Raw genomic sequence first — 17,899 nt, 5'->3', positions numbered from 1 at the left:
TGTTAAAAACTCATGTTACGCAGCGCAGTATTTTTACATGATTTTGCCCTTGTTTCTCTGAGAGAAAGTATTGCACTGAAACCAATCTTTAAATATAGTCATTTATCAAGGTGTAAAATCTGATGTCATTTTTTTATTAAAAGGAGTTAAAAAATGTTGCCCAGTCTGTCAACCGTCTTAAATTCACTCGTTACCGTTATTATCCGATATCATGACAGCCAACGTGTCAAACCCTTGGTGCTTTCCCGAAAATCCGAAGATTTTCATGAAAAAGCCAATGAATTGCTTAAAGAACCTACAGACTCCTTAGTAGGTCTGTTAACGAATTATATCAATCAGTGCACCACTGATATCAACTATCCCGAACGCAAAGATTTTTTAATGTTTATTCTGTATCAAGTTGAATACCTGAATAATGTACTTACGAGTGAAGAAAGTTTTGATACGAAAAAACTTAAAGACACCCATGAACATCTGTCTCAATTACTTATTGATGCCCGCCAACTGCTTAATACCTCCAAAGGAACATCTTATACGGTAAGCTGGGGACATAATAAAACGCTGCTTGATGGATTATATGGTACTTACAGTTTTTGCAATTCAGGTACCATTTTAAAAGAAGAGTTATTGAAAAGATTACACTTACGCATAACGTCCGATGATGAAGAAATAAAACAAACCAGCCAAAGCTTATGCAATGATTTTAATAATATGTTAGTAGCAAAAGAAAAAAATGTTCTGGAAAAAAAGTTGAAGGAAAGCGAGGACAAAAATCAACAATTAACATTGGAAAATGAGAAACTGGAAGAGGAAAAATCACAGTCCGAAAAAAGAATGGAGGTCATAGAGAAAGAGTTAAAGGAAACCAAAGACAAAAATCAACAATTAACGTTGGAGAAAGAGAACCTGGAAGAAAGCATAAGCTCCCAAAAAAGTGAATCACGCAGGTTAAGTCATGAAAATCAGCAGTTGCGACAGGAAAATACTCGGCTTAAAAATGACGCGCCAAAAAATACCTCTTCTATTAATCCGCTTATGCCTAATCTTTTTTTAGGTAATCCCTGGAGCAAACCTTACTTCTTAGGCAGAGATATAGCACAACTTGAATTCGACTCAGATGAGGAAAAAAAAAGCCCTGAACAACTACTTGTTGACTAATAAATAATCTTTCTGTTCTCATGTTAATTATTTAAAGACCATAATGTACAAATAGCACGTATAGTGTATTGAAACAATAACTGTAAAATCCTGCGAGTTTTTCAGAAGGCCTGATTGGAAAAACTCGCAATATCTGAGAAAATCCTTGTATAATTGTTGATTAATTTAAATAAGGTCAGCCTGATTGATTATGAAAAAGCCAACGTACTTCTGGCGTAAGGGGATATGGGCTCTGCTGAGTCTTTTTTTTCTTTTTATCGTTTGTCTAAGTGGAATATATCTCTATCTGACAAGCCAATTGCCCGATGTGGAATCTTTAAAAACTGTCCAATTACAAGTTCCTTTACGAATATACACCAAAGACGGTTTGCTCATTCAGGAATATGGTGAAAAAAGACGTATTCCAGTCAGTTACGAAAACATCCCTCCCACACTAATACATGCAGTACTGGCTACAGAAGATCAGCGCTTTTTTGATCATCCCGGTGTTGATGTTTTAGGATTGGGACGAGCAGCCATTCGCATGTTGCAAACAGGAACTCGTTCTCAAGGGGGCAGCACCATTACCATGCAGGTGGCACGTAACTTCTTTCTGACGCGTAAAAAAACCTTTTTAAGAAAATTTAATGAAATTTTACTGGCTATTAAAATTGACAGGGAACTTAGCAAAGAAAAAATACTGGAACTTTATCTTAATAAAATCTATCTGGGTAACCGTGCTTATGGAGTAGGAGCCGCAGCCATGGTGTATTATGGCAAGGAACTCAATGATCTTAATCTTGCACAACTGGCCATGATTGCCGGACTACCCCAGGCCCCCTCAACACAAAACCCCATTGCCAACCCCCTGGCCGCCAAAAAACGCCGTGATCATGTGTTGGAGCGCTTATTGGAAGAAAAATATATCAGTGAAGAACAATATCATGAGGCCATAAACCAGCCTATTACCGCTAAATATCATGGCACGACAATTGATATTAATGCGCCCTATGTGGCTGAAATGATTCGTCAGTCTCTGGTGGATCATTTTGGAGAAGAAGCTTATACCAAGGGATATAAAGTTTACACCACCATCGATGGTAAGTTACAGGAAGCAGCCAACCAGGTTGTTGAAAATCATTTAATAGCCTATAGCCGACGCCATGGCTATAAAGGGCCGGTAGCCAATATTGGTGAAAAAGACAGCCGATCTGCAGAAACGCGCCATAAAATTCTGGCACAATATCCAATAATGAATCATTTAATACCGGCTATTATCACAGCCGTTGAGGATAAAACAACGACTGCGGCTATCGGTAATGGTGAAAGCATCATTATCCCTTGGAGTGGTTTATCCTGGGCAAAGCCTGCCTTAAAAAACGGCTGGGTAGGTCAGTCTCCAACCAAAGCCGAACAAATTGTTTCTGTGGGCGATGTCGTTTATGTCCGTAAAGTTGGTGATACTTGGGAATTGACACAGATTCCCCAGGTGGAAGCCGCCTTAGTTGCACTTGATCCTAAAAATGGTGCAATCAGAACATTGGTCGGGGGTTTTAATTTTCAAAAGAGTAAATTCAACCGAGCCACCCAAATGAATCGTCAACCTGGCTCCAGTATAAAACCCTTTATCTATGCCGCCGCCTTAAATAAAGGTTACACACTTGCCAGTCTAATCAATGATGCCCCTATCGTGGTGGACGATCCCAGCCAGGCAAACTTATGGCGGCCACATAATGCTAACCGAACATTCAACGGCCCTACTCGCCTGAAAGAAGGTTTAATTCGTTCACGCAATATGGTATCCATTCGAATTCTTGATGATATCGGTATTGATTATGTCATCGATTTTCTGACTCAGTTCGGCTTCCAAAAAGACACTCTTCCTCATTCTCTCTCTTTAGCCTTGGGTAGCTTGTCTGTCAGTCCAATGGATCTGACCGCGGCATATGCCATTTTTGCAAATGGAGGTTTTAAGGTGGAGCCTTATTTAATCGATCGTATCACTGACAGCGAAGATAAAGTCTTGCTGCAAGCTAAGCCGAGCATTGCCTGCGATCCTTGTGATGACAGTAATGATCCATCTTCACTGGCTCCACGAGTCATTCCTGAAAGTATTGCCTTTTTAATGAACACTGCTCTCAGAGATGTCATACAGCATGGTACAGGCCGAGGAGCAAAAGCGCTGAATCGCAACGACATTGCCGGAAAAACAGGGACTACCAATGATCAGGTGGACGCATGGTTTGCAGGTTTTAATCCAGATTTAGTGGTTACTGCCTGGGTTGGTTTCAATACACCGCAGTCCCTGCACGAATATGCCGCCAGTCTTGCCTTACCTCTTTGGGTTGATTATATGAAAATAGCTCTTAAGGATCTGCCGGAGAAAGAATTAAAGCAACCCGATGACGTGATTGCCGTTCGTATCGATCCTAAAAGTGGACTTTTAGCCAGACCGGAGCAGGAAAACGCGATAATTGAATATTTTCGCGAAGAAAATGTACCTGCTGAAGAAAATCTATCCTCAGCAAATTATAAAAATCCACAACAGGCAGGAGTTATTGAAAATTTATTTTAACCCGGCTTTTCCTGGCGTGTCGTCACGAAATTATTTGAGCAAAAATTTGGCTAATTTTGCAGCCAAAAAATCTCATAACGACACACTCTAGAGCACTGAATGATTTAAATATGTACAAATTAAATTTGATTATTGACGAATCAGAAATATTAATTCTGTCTCTAAGTTCTGCGGCATGTCCGCAGAATCCAGTGATGTTGAGAGATTTCTAGATCCCAAAGACGAACTACGGGACGTAGAAAGTGTATATCAATCAATGAAATTGACTCCTTCTAAGTCAAATATTGGCTATACACTTTTAAATCATTCGGTGTGCTCTAGTCAAGATTAAGTTTTTTTAATCGATAACGAAGTGTCCGAAAGCTTATCCCTAATAAACGAGCGGCTGCTGTACGATTCCATTTTGTTTTTTCCAATGCATTTAATATAATCTCTTTTTCCTGTTCAAGCAGAAAGCCATCCAGACTTTCTGCATCTTCAACCAGTGTAGGAGAAATTTGTGTGCTTTTTTTAGGTATATGCAAGTCTTCTTCATGAATGGTTTCACCTTCACACATAGCCAAAGCACGTTCCAAAATATTTTCCAACTCTCGCACATTTCTGGGATAGTTATACTGCTGTAATTTTTTAATACAGTTTTGTGCCAGTTTTACTGGCTTTCTATTTTGATTTTTACATAGCTTTTTCAATATATGCTCAGAAAGAGCAGGAATGTCAGATATTCTTTCCTGCAAAGTAGGTACACGAAGTTCGATGACATTAACTCGATAATATAAATCTTGGCGAAAACGTCCTGACTCAATCTCAGTCAGCAAATTTTTGTGGCTGGCACTGAGTATACGAACATCTACAGAAATTTCATTTAATTCCCCCACAGGTTTTATGGCTTTCTCCTGAATAGCGCGCAACAATTTAACTTGCATTGATAAAGGCAACTCTGCGATTTCATCAAGAAACAAAGTCCCTCCATGGGCTGCGACAAATAAACCTCGCTTATCACTGACTGCTCCTGTAAAACTTCCCTTTTTATGGCCAAAAAATTCTGATTCCATTAATTCAGTAGGTATGGCTCCACAGTTCACGGGAATAAAAGGCTTATCACTTCTAGGGCCATTGGCATGAATCAATTGGGCAACCAATTCTTTACCTACTCCCGACTCCCCCTGAATAAAAACAGGTGCCTGGCTGCGGGCTAACTTGCGTATATTATGGCGTAAATTCTGCATAACAGCGCTGTCACCCACCAATTTCCCACCATCCAGCACCTCGGTTTGATTTTTTTGCTGCATGGATAAAGCTGTTTTGACCAAATCTTTCAGCATAGGCAAATCAATAGGCTTTGAAACATAATCAAAGGCTCCTGCTTTAAGAGCATTCACAGCACCTTCAACATTCCCGTAAGCCGTGATAACAGCTGCAGGAATTTGCAGGTTATGCTTTTGAATGTGTTTGACAATTTCAATACCATCACCATCCGGTAAACGCATATCGGTAAGCACCAGGTCATAGTGAGGATTGTTATCGATAAAATTAATTCCTTGCTGATAATTTTCCGCACAATCACAGTCTAAGCCCATACGAGAAAGTGTAAGTGAAAGCAACTCACGCATATCGGGCTCATCATCTACAACCAGTATTTTGTTTTTTTTCATATTAACAACTCGTTATAATTATTCACAATTATAGCAAAACAGCATCCTTCCTCTATTCCATGAAGTAAGGTCAAGCGTGCCTGATTAATTTCACATAAATCTCTGGCAATAAATAACCCCATTCCCGTACCCGAACGTACTGTCGTAAAAAATGGTTCAAATATTTCATTTTCTATTTCTTTCGGTATACCAGAGCCTTTATCACATACAGACAGCATTGTTTCTCTTGCTGACTGGGAGACATTTATTTTAATCGTAACATTTCCTTCTTTGTCACGACCATGCTGCATGGCATTTTCACAGAGAATAACCAGTACTTGTTCCAGCTGACTTTTATCAAAAATTAAAACAGGCTTGTTGTTTTTTGGTGATTTGACAATAAATTGACACGCATTGTTCTGGGAAAAATTCCTCTTAAACTGAGGTAGAAAAGCATTTAAATTGATGGCTTGAGGCTTCGCCTGTTCTCTTCTTGATAACTGAAGAACATTTTTTATAACACCGTTCATTCTCTGACAATTATTAATAATCATCTGCTTTAAATGAACATCTTCGGAAGATAATTCACTGGTATCCCCTAATAATTGTATAGCGTGGGCTATTGTCCCCAGGGGATTACGTAATTCATGGGCAATACTGGCAGAAAACCGCCCCAAAGAGGCCAATTTAAGTTGTTGGGCTTCTTGAGCAACTTCCATCATATTGTCAAGAATAATTAATACCGCTGGATGATTTCCAATTGTGGTTGAAAAAAAATGAACTTTTAAATAAGGCTCTTTTAACGTGGTCTGTCCTATTTTTTCCTTGTGATCCGATTTTTTTAAAAAAAATGAAAATTTTTTATTCAGTTCTAAAGACAAGTCTTTCAGCATTCTGATGTCTTTTTCAGAAGGAATATTGAAAAATTCTTTGGCTGAAGAATTAATCAATTTAATATGACGGTTAATATCCACATAGATGATACCTGAGTGTAATCGCTCAACAATATACTCATTGATTCGTTGCAATCCTGCCAACTCATGGCTTCGATGTTGAGCCAGAGTCTCGCTGACACGAACCCAGTTTGCCAGATACCAAGCGGTCAGTGCTGTGGCAAAAAAGCCGGCACCATAAATACCGCTGTAAAAAAAAGTTTCCAGTTCCTTTTGAGGAGTATTTACATATTCAATCATGCTACCGAACAACAATATACAACTGGCCAGTGCAGCGAAATAAATTGCCCGCCTTCCAGGAACCAAAATACTTAATGCTGCAATGATGACATTTAATAAAATACCAAAACCCGATTGAATCACACCAAGAATGGTCAGCAAACAGGCTATGACAAGCACATCTACGGTACCAGACAACAGAACCTGGAATTCAAAACCTACAATTCTCTTAAGCCACAAGTAGAAAAAAACCAACCCGCAAAAAAAATAAAATCCCAGCAATACATAGTAAGCAAAAGGTAAGATATAAGCAGGAGAATGATAAAGAAAAATAGCCCAAAAAAGAATGATATTGATTAGTCGATAAATATTGTAAATCAATAGCATGCGCCATCGTCGGGTTAAACGATGTTGCTTTATAGGATGAAATGTCTTCATGTCATTTTTATTTTTCTGGTTCACTTTAACTTATTGTTTTTTTAATTTATTTTTACATCAATAAAGATGCATATTTCCCTCATCACTCTTTTTATTCATTCTAGAAAAACAGGCAATATTCAACTAAAATATAGGATAATAGTTGATCATTCGCCAATATACTCATGGCGATAAGGTTTTAGCCATGAACAGCAAACTGGATAAAATTGCCAATCCTCTTAATTTTTATAAAAATCCCATAGATGTTGACAAGGATAAAGAATTAACCATAGGTGAAAAGATAAAAGTCCTGCAAAATTGGCTGGATGATATTAATTTGCGCCAAATTGCTGAGGCCGAGAACATGCCTTCCTATCATCCTTCACGATATCATATGGCAGAAATTGAGCAATTGTTACGTCAATATCAAAATAAAGCATAAAATTATAGAGTATAAAATGACTCATGATACCGGAATCTCGGATGACGTACACAGAGGCTTTAGTTATACTATGCAGAAACCCCTGTGTGTAAAACTAAAATTAACTCATGCAAGCAAGTTTGTTATTTGAGCAATTAATCGCAAAGCATCATTTGTCCCCCACTCAAATGCAGAGCGTCATTCAATCCTGCATGTCAGGTGAATTAACCGATGTCCAGATTGCCACCTTTCTGGCTCTTATGCGCAGTAAAGGAGAGACTGTTGAAGAATTAACAGCCGCAGCAAGCGCAATGCGCTCATTTGCTCATTACCTTGAACTTGGTGATTATTTGATTGATATTGTAGGAACAGGAGGCGATCAGAAAAATACATTTAATGTATCCACAGCCTGTGGTTTTGTTGTGGCCGCATCCGGTGTAAAAGTTGCCAAGCACGGTAATCGTTCGGTCTCAAGCCAGAGCGGTAGCGCTGATCTTTTGGAAAGGGCAGGGTTTAAACTTCATTTGGATGACGAAGCCGTCAAAACATGCATTGCTCAGTGCAATATTGCTTTTCTCTATGGGCCACAGTACCATCCAGCCATGCAGAACGTGCGAACCGCTCGTCAACAACTGGGCATCAGAACCATATTCAATTTGTTAGGCCCCCTGCTTAACCCTGCTCAGGTCAAACGACAAATTCTGGGGGTTTATGCTCGAAAATGGATGCAGCCTCTTGCCGATGTCTTGGTGAATCTTGGCTCTGAAAGAATATTGGTTATTCATTCACAGGATGGAATGGATGAAATCAGTATAGCTGCAGAAACTGATGTTCTTGAATATCATAATGAACATTTTTATCAGTGGTCTTTAAATCCTGCCGACTATGACATTCGGCACCAAAATTTAGATGGTATTACTGTCCGTTCATCTTCTGAAAGCCTGGATATGATCTGGTCCGTTCTGAGTGGAAAAAAGAATGCCGCACGAGACATGGTATTACTGAATTCTGCCGCAGCAATATATTGTGCCCATGATCATCTGAGCTTTAAGGATGCGCTGGAAAAAGCCGCATTAGCTATTGACAGCGGCAAGGCCGCAGAACATTTCAAAAAACTTCAACAATTAACCGTGAAGCTAGCAAAATGAACAATCAATATCAAAGCATTTTACAGAATATTGCCAAACATAAAGCCATAGAAGTCAGTGAAGCAAAGAAAAAACATCCTGTTGCTATGCTAAAACAGCAAAAAATCAGCAAACCCAGGGATTTTTTAGCAGCCTTGAGTGATAAATCCACGCCTGCCATCATTGCAGAAATTAAACGTGCTTCACCCAGCAAAGGTCTTATTCGTGAAGATTTCAATGTTGGGCAAATAGCTGAAATTTATGAAGCCAATGGAGCAAGATGTCTTTCCGTCCTTACTGACATTGATTTTTTTCAAGGACATCCTGATTTTCTGGCTATTGCTAAATCACACTGTTCCCTGCCAATTTTACGCAAGGATTTTATCATTGACAGCTATCAAATCCATGAAAGCCTGTATCTGCAGGCTGATTGTATCCTGTTGATTGCTGCTATACTGGATAATGTTCAGTTACATGATTATTGTCAATTGGCTCAGGAACTCGGTCTTGCCGTGTTGGTCGAAAGTCATACAAAAGACGAACTCGAACGCGCTCTAAATTTACCTACCCCACTCATGGGCATTAATAATCGCAGCCTCCATCATTTCACTACGGATCTGAAACACAGTATCGAATTGAGTCAAATGATACCCAAAGACAAATTGATTATCGCTGAAAGTGGAATCAACAGTTATCGTGATGTACAACTGCTGCAACAGCATGGCATTCACATTTTTTTAATTGGTGAAAGTCTTATGAGAGCGGAGAATATTGGGAATCAACTGCAATGTTTCATTAAAGGAAGTCCGGAACCTCATACTCCCTAGCAAGTCTTTATTTGTTTATTCTTCGTTAAAAATGCACCACATTAAATACGGTTTTTTCTATATTACATCTTGCCCCGCCAGAAAAAATTTGTTTTAATCATACAGGTCTAACGACACTCGCATGGAAAACGCTTAAACAGCAAAATTGAATTTAGCAAGTACTATCTAATGGAATGAATGGATGATGTCAGGGGATTTGGCAATATTTTTTTCAAAACAAATGTTATGGCAGGCAATGCTGGTTTCACTACCTGTTGTCTCCGTCAGCTTAATTTGCGGTTTATTCATATCTGTTCTACAGGCCGCTACGCAAATTCAGGATTCCACCTTAAGTTTTATACCTAAACTTTTAGCTGCTGTGCTTATGTTAATGTTTTGCAGCGGATGGATGTTGCATCAGTTAACTGAATATGCTCGTCAAATGATCACTCATATCCCCGAGGTTCTGAGATGATCATACACTTAAGCTGGCTTATTACAATTTATCTGATTGCTATCAGACTCGGTACGGTCCTATTGTTTACCCCTATTCAGGCCATCAAAAGTTTACCGATACGTGCGCGACTTTTCCTGGTGTTTATTTTTGCTCTCTTTATCTCACTGCAAACTGAGGCGATCCACTATGATCCTGCAATGTCCATAGTGATCAGCGGATTATGCGAATTTGCCAATGGCCTTATTCTATCCCTTAGTATTTATGCCATTTTTTCCATTTTTCAGATGGCTGGCCAATTTATTGACAATCAAATGGGGCTCAATGCAGCCACCTTGTTTAATCCTTTGGAACATGGGCATGAATCCATTACAGCACGTTTATTATCCATGCTAGCAGTCTTGATATTTTTTACCACAGAAGGCCACCATCGATTAATGGAGGGATTGGTTTATTCCTTTAGAAAGATCCCTCCAGGACAAATGATCCTTTTTGATGGCTTCAAACCTGTGCTTCAGCAATTTAGCCTGATGTTTTCATTATCCTTTACCATTGCTTCTCCCGCTGCGCGCCATGGAAGGCTGAAAGCCGAGGCGCGTAGTCCGCGATAGGCTGCGATTTTTTTAAACAGCCCGAAGGGATGTTAAAAAAATCTTTCTGCAGCCGTTAAGTCATTGGTGAAGGCGTACGCTTTGCTCGTTCAGAGCAAACGTACCGTAAACAGGACGCTCGCGGCCCAAACACTTCGCGCGTTGGCGAGTCGATTTTGGGGACTTGGATGTCCCAAAATCTTTCATGAGGTAGCGCGACTCTTGTGTGGTTATTAGCCTTTTGGCGATCGAGCTTATTGGTTCAGTTTTAACACGCAGCATGCCGCAAATGAATGTTTATTTTCTAACCGTCCCTGTAAGAATTTTATTAGGCATCGTTTTGTTAATTTTACTACTTCAATTTTTTAGCCCTCTTTTATCAAATCTATTTAATCAATTGTTTCGACATTGGCAGGGAATTATCCAATGAGTGAAAAAACAGAAAAAGCTTCGCCATTTAAATTAAAAAAAGCAAAAGAACGGGGGCAAGTGGCTAAAAGCAATGAGTTGAATACTATTCTGACTCTTTTTATTTTCTGCCTTCTCTCTTTAGCTCTCTGGCAACAGTTGTTTAATGATTTATTAGCATTATTTAAAAAAATCATTATCTCCTCTTTCGATTTTCATTACTCCATTACCCATATACATGGCCTGTTTTATGCTTTGTATTCTTCTCTGCTCTCTCATTGGCTTCCTTTTGCTTTGGCAATTGCTCTTAGCATAATTCTGTCTACGATTGGCCAAACCGGATTCGTCTGGTCCGTCAAGCCCCTGGTACCTGATTTCAGACGACTCAACCCTGTCATGGGTATGAAACGTATTTTTTCAGTTCGCTTATTTTTTGATCTATCTAAAAATGTAACCCGGCTGCCTGTTGTGTTGATAACAGCCGTGATCATTTTATATTGCTCTTTATCGAAGCTTATCTATCTGATTTATCTATCTCCGCAAAAAGCCGCCCCGGAAATTCTACATTTAATACTAAAGATTCTGTTTCATATTTTACTGGGGCTTTCTGTCATTGCCTGTCTTGATGCTCTCTATACACATTGGAAATATCGACGTGATCAACGCATGAGCAAGCAGGAAATAAGAGATGAATACAAACAAAGGGAAGGCGATCCCAAAATCAAACGAAAAATAAAACAGTCGCAACAGCAAATGAGAGAAAAGATGATTTCCTTAAATCAGGTGAAACAGGCTGATGTGATTGTCACTAATCCTACATCCCTTGCGATTGCTCTAAAATACGAGCGGGGTCTTATGCCAGCACCTAAAGTGTTATGTAAAGGACAAGGGGAAATTGCGCTACAAATTAGAAAAATTGCTCTACAAAATCAAATACCCATTATTGAACATGTCTTACTAGCCCGAACTCTTTTTCGAGAGATCCACCTTAATCATAGCCTTAAGCCCATTCATTTTGCCATGGCAGCCGAAGTATTTCGTGAAGTCTATCGTTTAAAAGGAAAAACGTATGGCAACAAATCCTAAACCAATTCACAGTGAAGAATTTATCGTAATCGCAGCCATCGGTATTTTGCTTATTTTGTTTATACCCATACCTCCTGCTTTACTTGATGTCTTGTTAGTTATAAATTTCAGCTGGGCTTTGGCCATTTTACTTCTCACCTTTTACACAGATAAGCCTTTAAGCTTTTCCACTTTTCCAGCTTTATTGCTAATTTCAACGCTATTTCGTCTGGCTTTAAATATTTCAGCCACACGTCTTATTCTTTCAGATGGGCATGCGGGACAAATCATCCAATCCATTGGCCATTATGTCATCCATGACAATTATGTGATGGGATTAGTGGTGTTTTTAATTCTTATTATTGTTCAATTTATCGTAGTCACAAACGGTTCCCAGAGGGTTGCTGAAGTTGCTGCCCGTTTTATACTCGACAGCATGCCGGGAAAACAGATGAGCATTGATGCTGATCTGAATATGGGGCTGATACCACAGGAGGAAGCTAAAAAAAGACGTGCGCAACTGGAAAAAGAAGCCAATTTTTACGGTGCAATGGACGGTGCAAGTAAATTTGTCAAGGGCGATGCTATTGCAGGAATTCTAATTATACTGGTTGATATTATTGGAGGATTTGCTATTGGTATTGCACAAAAAGGACTGAGTCTGACTCAATCCATCCAGACTTATACTTTATTGACTGTGGGTGATGGTCTAATCACTCAAATTCCAGCCTTAATTATTTCAACAGCTACCGGTATTATTGTTACTCGAGCAGCAACCGATGCAGAGTTGGGCAGTGAAGTCATACGGCAAATTGCTGCCTATCCTAAAACCCTGGTTATGGTTTGCCTTGGCTTGTCTGGCCTTTTGTTTTTAAAAGGAATCCCCATCCTCCCCGTTATCAGTATTCTGGCTGTTCTTGCGCTGTTAACCTGGTATGCCTTTAGAGCAAAACATCAGGAAAATGATGAGCCGGCGGAAAAATCCATTTATGAAAAAATCAAAATTTATCCGGTCGAAATTGTATTAAATCCCGAATTATACAATCAATTACAGACTCAGGAATTTGAAATCCTGAGTCACATCAATGAAATGCGTGAACGGATTGCTTTTGATCTTGGTTTTGTGCTGCCTGAAATCAAATTTCGAGCAGATCCCAAAATAGGCTACCCTTTTTACGGTATTGCCATTGAAGGACATGTCTCCTCTCGATACCATCAATTACATGTGGACAAAAGACTCGCCTTAAATATTCACAATGGCTCAAATCAAAATCTCGTTAAAAGCGGTGGAATAGAAGTTCGGGATCCTGGTTATAGTCTTCCTGCGGTCTGGATTAGTGTAAATCAATGCACAAATGCAGAAAAAGAAGGCTTTAAACTCAATCACCCATTATCTGTCCTCATGACACATTTAAATGAAACCATCCTCCAACATATGGCTGAATTACTGAGCAGAGATGAAACTGAGCGTTTACTATCTCAGGTCGAGATTAAAAAAATGGCTGATGAATTGGTTCCCGGTTTATTGCCTTTGAGCCATGTCCAGCGTATCCTGCAAAATCTTCTTCAGGAAAAAGTATCAATTCGTTATATTCGCCAGATCCTTGAAGTATTACTTGAGCATGCAAAAAATCTTAATGATCTCACACAATTAACGGAGCTTGTGCGCTCAAGATTAGCATTGTCTATCTGCCAAAAACTCCTCTCAGCACAGAATAAACTTTATGTATTAACGCTTGAGTTATCTTTAGAACAAAAACTAAACCAGAGTATCCACCAGAATATCTTCAGTCCTGAACCAGAAATCACAGAGAAAATATTGACATCACTGATGCAACAGGTGGAACAAATGCTTAACGAACGTAAACGTCCTATCCTGCTTTGCTCTGCAATACTCAGAAAACATTTAAAAAATTTAACTCACCGAATTTTACCTCATCTTACAGTTTTAGGTATGAACGAAATCCCCGTCAATATACAAGTGGAATCATTTGGAATCATTAAATAAGGAATTGTTATGTTGAATGCAATCAGCGCGGCCCAGGTGGCCATGAATCAAGATCAGTTAAAAATGCAGGCAGTCAGTCAAAACATCAGTAATATGCAAACACCGGCATATCAAAGATTTATTCTTACCGAAAGTGGCTTTGATGAACACCTAGCTGCAAATATTGAGAATATATCAAAAAAAATGCGCCAAAATCATCTCCAGGAACAAGGCACATTAACACAGACTCACCGGCCTCTTGATGTTGCCATTTCCGGGAGAGGTTATTTTCAGGTTCAAACAGAAAACGGTGTCTTTTATACTCGAAGAGGTGATTTCCACATTAATGAACGTGGTGAATTAACCACCGCTTCTTCCGCTCTGGTATTGGGTAAAAATGGACCTGTTCACATTGATGAGGGTGATTTCATTATTGATCGAACGGGCCATCTATTTATCGATAAACAAAAAATTGATCAGCTAAACGTGGTTGATTTTAAAAATGATTCTTCATTGAGCTATGCCGGACATGGCCTTTATCAATGCAACACCGCACCAGAACCTGTAAACAGCGCTACTTATATTCTACAAGGCTTTGTTGAACAGTCTAATGTAAAATCCATAGATGAAATGACGGAAATGCTAAAAATTTCACGTCATTTTGAAGCATCTCAGAAAATCATGCGCATGGCTGATGCATTAATTTCCTCCGCTGTCAATCAACTGGGAGAGGGTAATGTCTGACGCTATATCTATTGCAGCAAGCGGTTTAAAAACCGAGTCTTATTTCATTGACAAAATTGCCAATGATATGGCTAATCTGAATACAGCTTCCTACAAGGCAACTCTATTGTCCTTTGAAGACATGGTCTATGAAAACATTCATGGAGATCATCCCCTGTTTACCAACACCCATAGCATCAAAATAGGTTTAGGCAGTGCGATAACGAAATCAGAAAAAGATTTTTCCATGGAACCATTAAAACCATCAAATAACTGGCATGATATAGCGATTAACGGCGCTGGTTTTTATCAGGTCATTACGCCTGAAGGGAACATGGCTTTTTCACGCCATTCAACGCTTACTATCGATGCTGATCGCTATTTATGCACTCACGATGGATTAAGATTAACAGATAACATTCAAATTCCTGAAGATTTTGAAAAAATCACCATTAAAGCCAACGGTGATGTTGAGGCCCAAGTGCCAGACGATTCAGAGCCGCAACATCTCGGCTCCATCAGGTTGGCTAAATTTATTAATCCGGAAGCTTTAACACCTGTCGGTGCAGGATTATACACCAAGCCTGAGGAAGTCGCTGAACCTATCATAGATGCCCCTGGCAGCAGTGGTATTGGTGAGTTGGCGCAACACCAGATTGAAAGTTCAAACGTGGATATGGTCAATTCACTCATGCAGCTTACCCTTGCTCAAAGAATTTATCAACTCAATGCCAAGGCAGTTCAGATTGCCGATGAACTGGAAAAACTGACCAATGAATTACGTGGCTAGAATTTTATTTTTTATGATTATGGTTCAGAGCGCTTTTTCACAGATTAACATGCGCTTTCGAGCACATATTCCCCCTCATGCCTCAACGCTAGGTGATCTTGTTCTCATTTCACCTCCGCATGAAAAAATGGCTAATCTCTCACTGGAAAGCCATCCTCAAGCAGGACAGATTTTAGACAAGAACACAATTTTAAAATGGATTCATCAAAAAAGCAGCGAACAACAGGTAAGATGGTTAGGAAAAACTACGATTCGGATTGGATGCAACATCAAAACCAAAGGTAAGCGCCTGGCTAAAATGGCTGAAAAGGCCTTAATACATCGTCTCAGTAATGCATCTTTTCACCACATTCAACTTAAACGTTTAAATGCAGTTTCAGATAGCGAACAAACCCTCGATTGCTTTAAAACTGTTATTCACTTAAGAAAGCTGCTGGCTAAAAAAATAGGCGTCTGGTTATACGGCAAAAATGAAAAACATCTTGTGTGGTTCCAGGTAAAAGCGCGGAAGGAAGCCTGGATTGCAAAACGCAGTATAAAAGCCAATGAAGTTCTTTCTTTAAAGGATTTTGATCGCCAGTCTATCAATATTGCTGGTTCAGATAGTTTTCCGGTGGACAAAATACCACAGGATTATTGGTTAACTCATAGCATTAATGCGCATGATGTATTGCTTGAAAAGCATATTGCACCTCTACCGCAAATCATTCAAGGAGAAAGTGTAAAAGTCCTTATCAAGAAACCCGGTTTAAACATTTACATGCAGGCTTTAGCTGAGCATAACGGCTACCTTGGTGAAATGATTAAGCTAAAAAACATAAAAAGCGATAAATCATTTTATGCCTATGTAACAGGCATAAAGCAAGTTGAGATCAGATTATGAAAAGACATCACTCATTTTGCAGGTTTCTAAATGCAACGGGACAAATAATTTTATTCAATGTCTTTATTCTTGCCACTCATCCAGCCAAGGCGATAAGTCTTTTTAATGATTATTATTATCGCTCTTTGATTGCAGATAAAAAAGCCAACATGCCTGGGGATTTACTCACAGTGATTGTTCTGGAAACCTCCAATGCACAAAGCAGCGCTGATCTTGCTTCTGGAAAAGACATCAAAGTAGCTCTTGAAGCCGGCTACAATCACAAAGAAGAAGAAATGAATTTCAGCTTATCAGGAAAAGGAAAAACAACAGCGAAAACCGGACGAAATGGAAAAATCAAAGCCTCACTTACGGTTCAAATCAAGCAAAACCTGGCAAACAATACCTATCTGGTCGAAGGAGTGCAAGCCATAAAAATCAATGGTGAATTACAGACCATTTTGCTTAGTGGTATTGTTCGCAAAGAAGACATCACGCCACAAAACACCATTCTATCTACACGATTGGCAAATGCTCATATTACTTACCAGGGACAAGGTTCTGTGTCTAATTCTCAAGACAGGAATTATATCTATAAAATACTTTCTTTTGCGGGGTTGGTTTGATGTTCAAATGTTGCCTCCCTTTTGTATTTTTATTGTTATTTTTTCCCCTTCATGCTGAGGTGCGACTAAAATCTTTGACTCATATTTCAGGGTTACAGGAAAATACGCTTACTGGATATGGATTGGTTATTGGATTGGCAGGCTCAGGAGATTCAAGGCGCAATAAAGACACCACTCAAGCTATTGCCAACTTGCTGCAATCTTTTGGTGTCAATCTGAGCCCCAGCGAAATTAATAGCCGTAATTCTGCTACAGTGATTGTGACCACAAAGCTTCCGCCCTTGGTTCATCAAGGGGATAAAATTGATGTGAATGTCAGCTCATTAGGTGACGCACGTAGTCTGTTAGGTGGTACATTACTGGTCACACCTCTTAAAGGAGCAGATGATCAGATTTATGCCTTGGCACAAGGTCCGATTTCCATCGGCGGCTTTAAATATGATCTATTTGGAAATGTTATTCAGAAAAATCATCCCACCACAGGAATGATTCCTGGTGGAGCTGTTGTCGAAAAATCTTTGTACACAGATTTAACGGACAAATCAGGTATTTTCCATCTAATCCTAAACCGCCCTGATTTCACGACTGCCGATTTAATTGAAGTCTCGATCAATCAAAAGTTTGGGATCAATACTGCTTTAGCTCGCAGTGCACAAGACATCGAGATCCATCCCCCACAGCAATACAGTAAACGTTTAATACGATTTATCAGTCAATTGGAAAATATTGTCCTGACACCCGATAACATTCCTACCATTGTGGTTAACGAACGAACTGGAGTCGTGATTGCGGGAGCCGATGTCAAGTTGGATGCAGTTACAATTTCTCATGGTAACTTACATATAGCCATTTCAACCGAATATAACGTTTCTCAGCCTACCCTGATTCGCAACGTAGGTCCGCAGGTTCATACAAGTATTACCCCATCAACCAATATTCAGGTGCGTGAGTCTAACGCCAATACTGTGCAATTGAAAAAAGAAGCTACGGTGGCTGATTTAATAGCGGCATTAAATAAGGTGAAAACTTCTACTCGAGACATTATTTCCATCCTGGAAAGCCTTCAGCGTGCCGGAGCACTACATGCTGAATTAATTATTCAATAAGG

At 39.4% G+C, this 17,899-nt stretch carries 17 protein-coding genes; 15 read left to right on the top strand and 2 right to left on the bottom strand.

Annotation, left to right across the window (positions count from 1 at the left end):
• The first annotated feature begins 153 nt into the window (after positions 1 to 153).
• Together E4T55_RS14235 and E4T55_RS14230 are read left to right on the top strand one after the other, a co-directional pair.
• Entirely contained in the window at positions 154 to 1,158 is a 1,005-nt protein-coding gene (locus E4T55_RS14235; RefSeq protein WP_058501755.1) for a hypothetical protein, read from the top strand.
• A 190-nt stretch (positions 1,159 to 1,348) separates the two neighbouring features.
• On the top strand, positions 1,349 to 3,712 hold the full coding sequence (locus E4T55_RS14230; protein ID WP_058501756.1) for a penicillin-binding protein 1A: 2,364 nt from the start codon (positions 1,349 to 1,351) through the stop codon (positions 3,710 to 3,712).
• Positions 3,713 to 4,029: 317 nt separating this feature from the next.
• Here E4T55_RS14230 and E4T55_RS14225 read toward each other — a convergent pair whose 3' ends face one another.
• Positions 4,030 to 5,364, bottom strand: coding sequence for a sigma-54-dependent transcriptional regulator (locus E4T55_RS14225; RefSeq protein WP_058501757.1), 1,335 nt, complete (start codon positions 5,362 to 5,364; stop codon positions 4,030 to 4,032).
• The gene (locus E4T55_RS14220) at positions 5,361 to 6,953 is read right to left on the bottom strand and encodes a sensor histidine kinase (protein WP_058501769.1); all 1,593 of its coding nucleotides are present in this window, start codon (positions 6,951 to 6,953) and stop codon (positions 5,361 to 5,363) included. The genes E4T55_RS14225 and E4T55_RS14220 overlap by 4 nt, the downstream gene beginning before the upstream one ends.
• Positions 6,954 to 7,137: 184 nt before the next feature.
• Between E4T55_RS14220 and E4T55_RS14215 the strand changes: the two genes are divergently transcribed.
• From E4T55_RS14215 to E4T55_RS14155, 13 genes are all read left to right on the top strand, one after another.
• Positions 7,138 to 7,374, top strand: a complete 237-nt coding sequence (locus E4T55_RS14215; protein WP_131780714.1) for a hypothetical protein — start codon at positions 7,138 to 7,140, stop codon at positions 7,372 to 7,374.
• A 107-nt stretch (positions 7,375 to 7,481) separates the two neighbouring features.
• Positions 7,482 to 8,501 (top strand): anthranilate phosphoribosyltransferase, encoded by a 1,020-nt coding sequence (gene trpD / locus E4T55_RS14210; protein WP_058501759.1) that lies wholly within the window; start codon positions 7,482 to 7,484, stop codon positions 8,499 to 8,501.
• On the top strand, positions 8,498 to 9,307 hold the full coding sequence (trpC, locus tag E4T55_RS14205) for an indole-3-glycerol phosphate synthase TrpC (protein ID WP_058501760.1): 810 nt from the start codon (positions 8,498 to 8,500) through the stop codon (positions 9,305 to 9,307). Before trpD ends, trpC begins: the two co-directional genes overlap by 4 nt.
• Before the next feature lie 181 nt (positions 9,308 to 9,488).
• Positions 9,489 to 9,761, top strand: a complete 273-nt coding sequence (gene fliQ / locus E4T55_RS14200) for a flagellar biosynthesis protein FliQ (protein ID WP_223168243.1) — start codon at positions 9,489 to 9,491, stop codon at positions 9,759 to 9,761.
• A complete protein-coding gene (locus E4T55_RS14195; RefSeq protein ID WP_058501762.1) occupies positions 9,758 to 10,351 on the top strand; it encodes a flagellar biosynthetic protein FliR in 594 nt (197 codons plus the stop codon). The genes fliQ and E4T55_RS14195 overlap by 4 nt, the downstream gene beginning before the upstream one ends.
• A gap of 259 nt (positions 10,352 to 10,610) precedes the next feature.
• Positions 10,611 to 10,760, top strand: coding sequence for a flagellar biosynthetic protein FliR (locus E4T55_RS15680; RefSeq protein WP_425339866.1), 150 nt, complete (start codon positions 10,611 to 10,613; stop codon positions 10,758 to 10,760).
• Positions 10,757 to 11,824, top strand: a complete 1,068-nt coding sequence (locus E4T55_RS14185; protein WP_058501642.1) for an EscU/YscU/HrcU family type III secretion system export apparatus switch protein — start codon at positions 10,757 to 10,759, stop codon at positions 11,822 to 11,824. Before E4T55_RS15680 ends, E4T55_RS14185 begins: the two co-directional genes overlap by 4 nt.
• Positions 11,808 to 13,811 (top strand): flagellar biosynthesis protein FlhA, encoded by a 2,004-nt coding sequence (locus E4T55_RS14180; protein ID WP_058501643.1) that lies wholly within the window; start codon positions 11,808 to 11,810, stop codon positions 13,809 to 13,811. Before E4T55_RS14185 ends, E4T55_RS14180 begins: the two co-directional genes overlap by 17 nt.
• 9 nt (positions 13,812 to 13,820) lie before the next feature.
• Complete coding sequence (locus E4T55_RS14175; RefSeq protein WP_058501644.1) at positions 13,821 to 14,534, top strand: flagellar hook-basal body protein; 714 nt, start codon at positions 13,821 to 13,823, stop codon at positions 14,532 to 14,534.
• Entirely contained in the window at positions 14,527 to 15,303 is a 777-nt protein-coding gene (locus tag E4T55_RS14170; RefSeq protein WP_058501645.1) for a flagellar hook-basal body protein, read from the top strand. Before E4T55_RS14175 ends, E4T55_RS14170 begins: the two co-directional genes overlap by 8 nt.
• A complete protein-coding gene (flgA, locus tag E4T55_RS14165; RefSeq protein ID WP_162262324.1) occupies positions 15,296 to 16,186 on the top strand; it encodes a flagellar basal body P-ring formation chaperone FlgA in 891 nt (296 codons plus the stop codon). Before E4T55_RS14170 ends, flgA begins: the two co-directional genes overlap by 8 nt.
• A complete protein-coding gene (locus tag E4T55_RS14160) occupies positions 16,183 to 16,791 on the top strand; it encodes a flagellar basal body L-ring protein FlgH (protein ID WP_058501647.1) in 609 nt (202 codons plus the stop codon). Before flgA ends, E4T55_RS14160 begins: the two co-directional genes overlap by 4 nt.
• Positions 16,791 to 17,897 carry a flagellar basal body P-ring protein FlgI gene (locus E4T55_RS14155; protein ID WP_058501648.1) on the top strand — a complete coding sequence of 369 codons (1,107 nt, stop codon included), beginning with the start codon at positions 16,791 to 16,793 and terminating at the stop codon, positions 17,895 to 17,897. The genes E4T55_RS14160 and E4T55_RS14155 overlap by 1 nt, the downstream gene beginning before the upstream one ends.
• Positions 17,898 to 17,899: the final 2 nt, after the last annotated feature.

This window comes from Legionella israelensis (genome assembly GCF_004571175.1).
GTDB classification, from domain to species: Bacteria; Pseudomonadota; Gammaproteobacteria; order Legionellales; family Legionellaceae; genus Legionella_D; species Legionella_D israelensis.
Note: the sequence above shows the minus strand (reverse complement) of the source record. Positions and strands in the feature narration are given on the sequence as shown.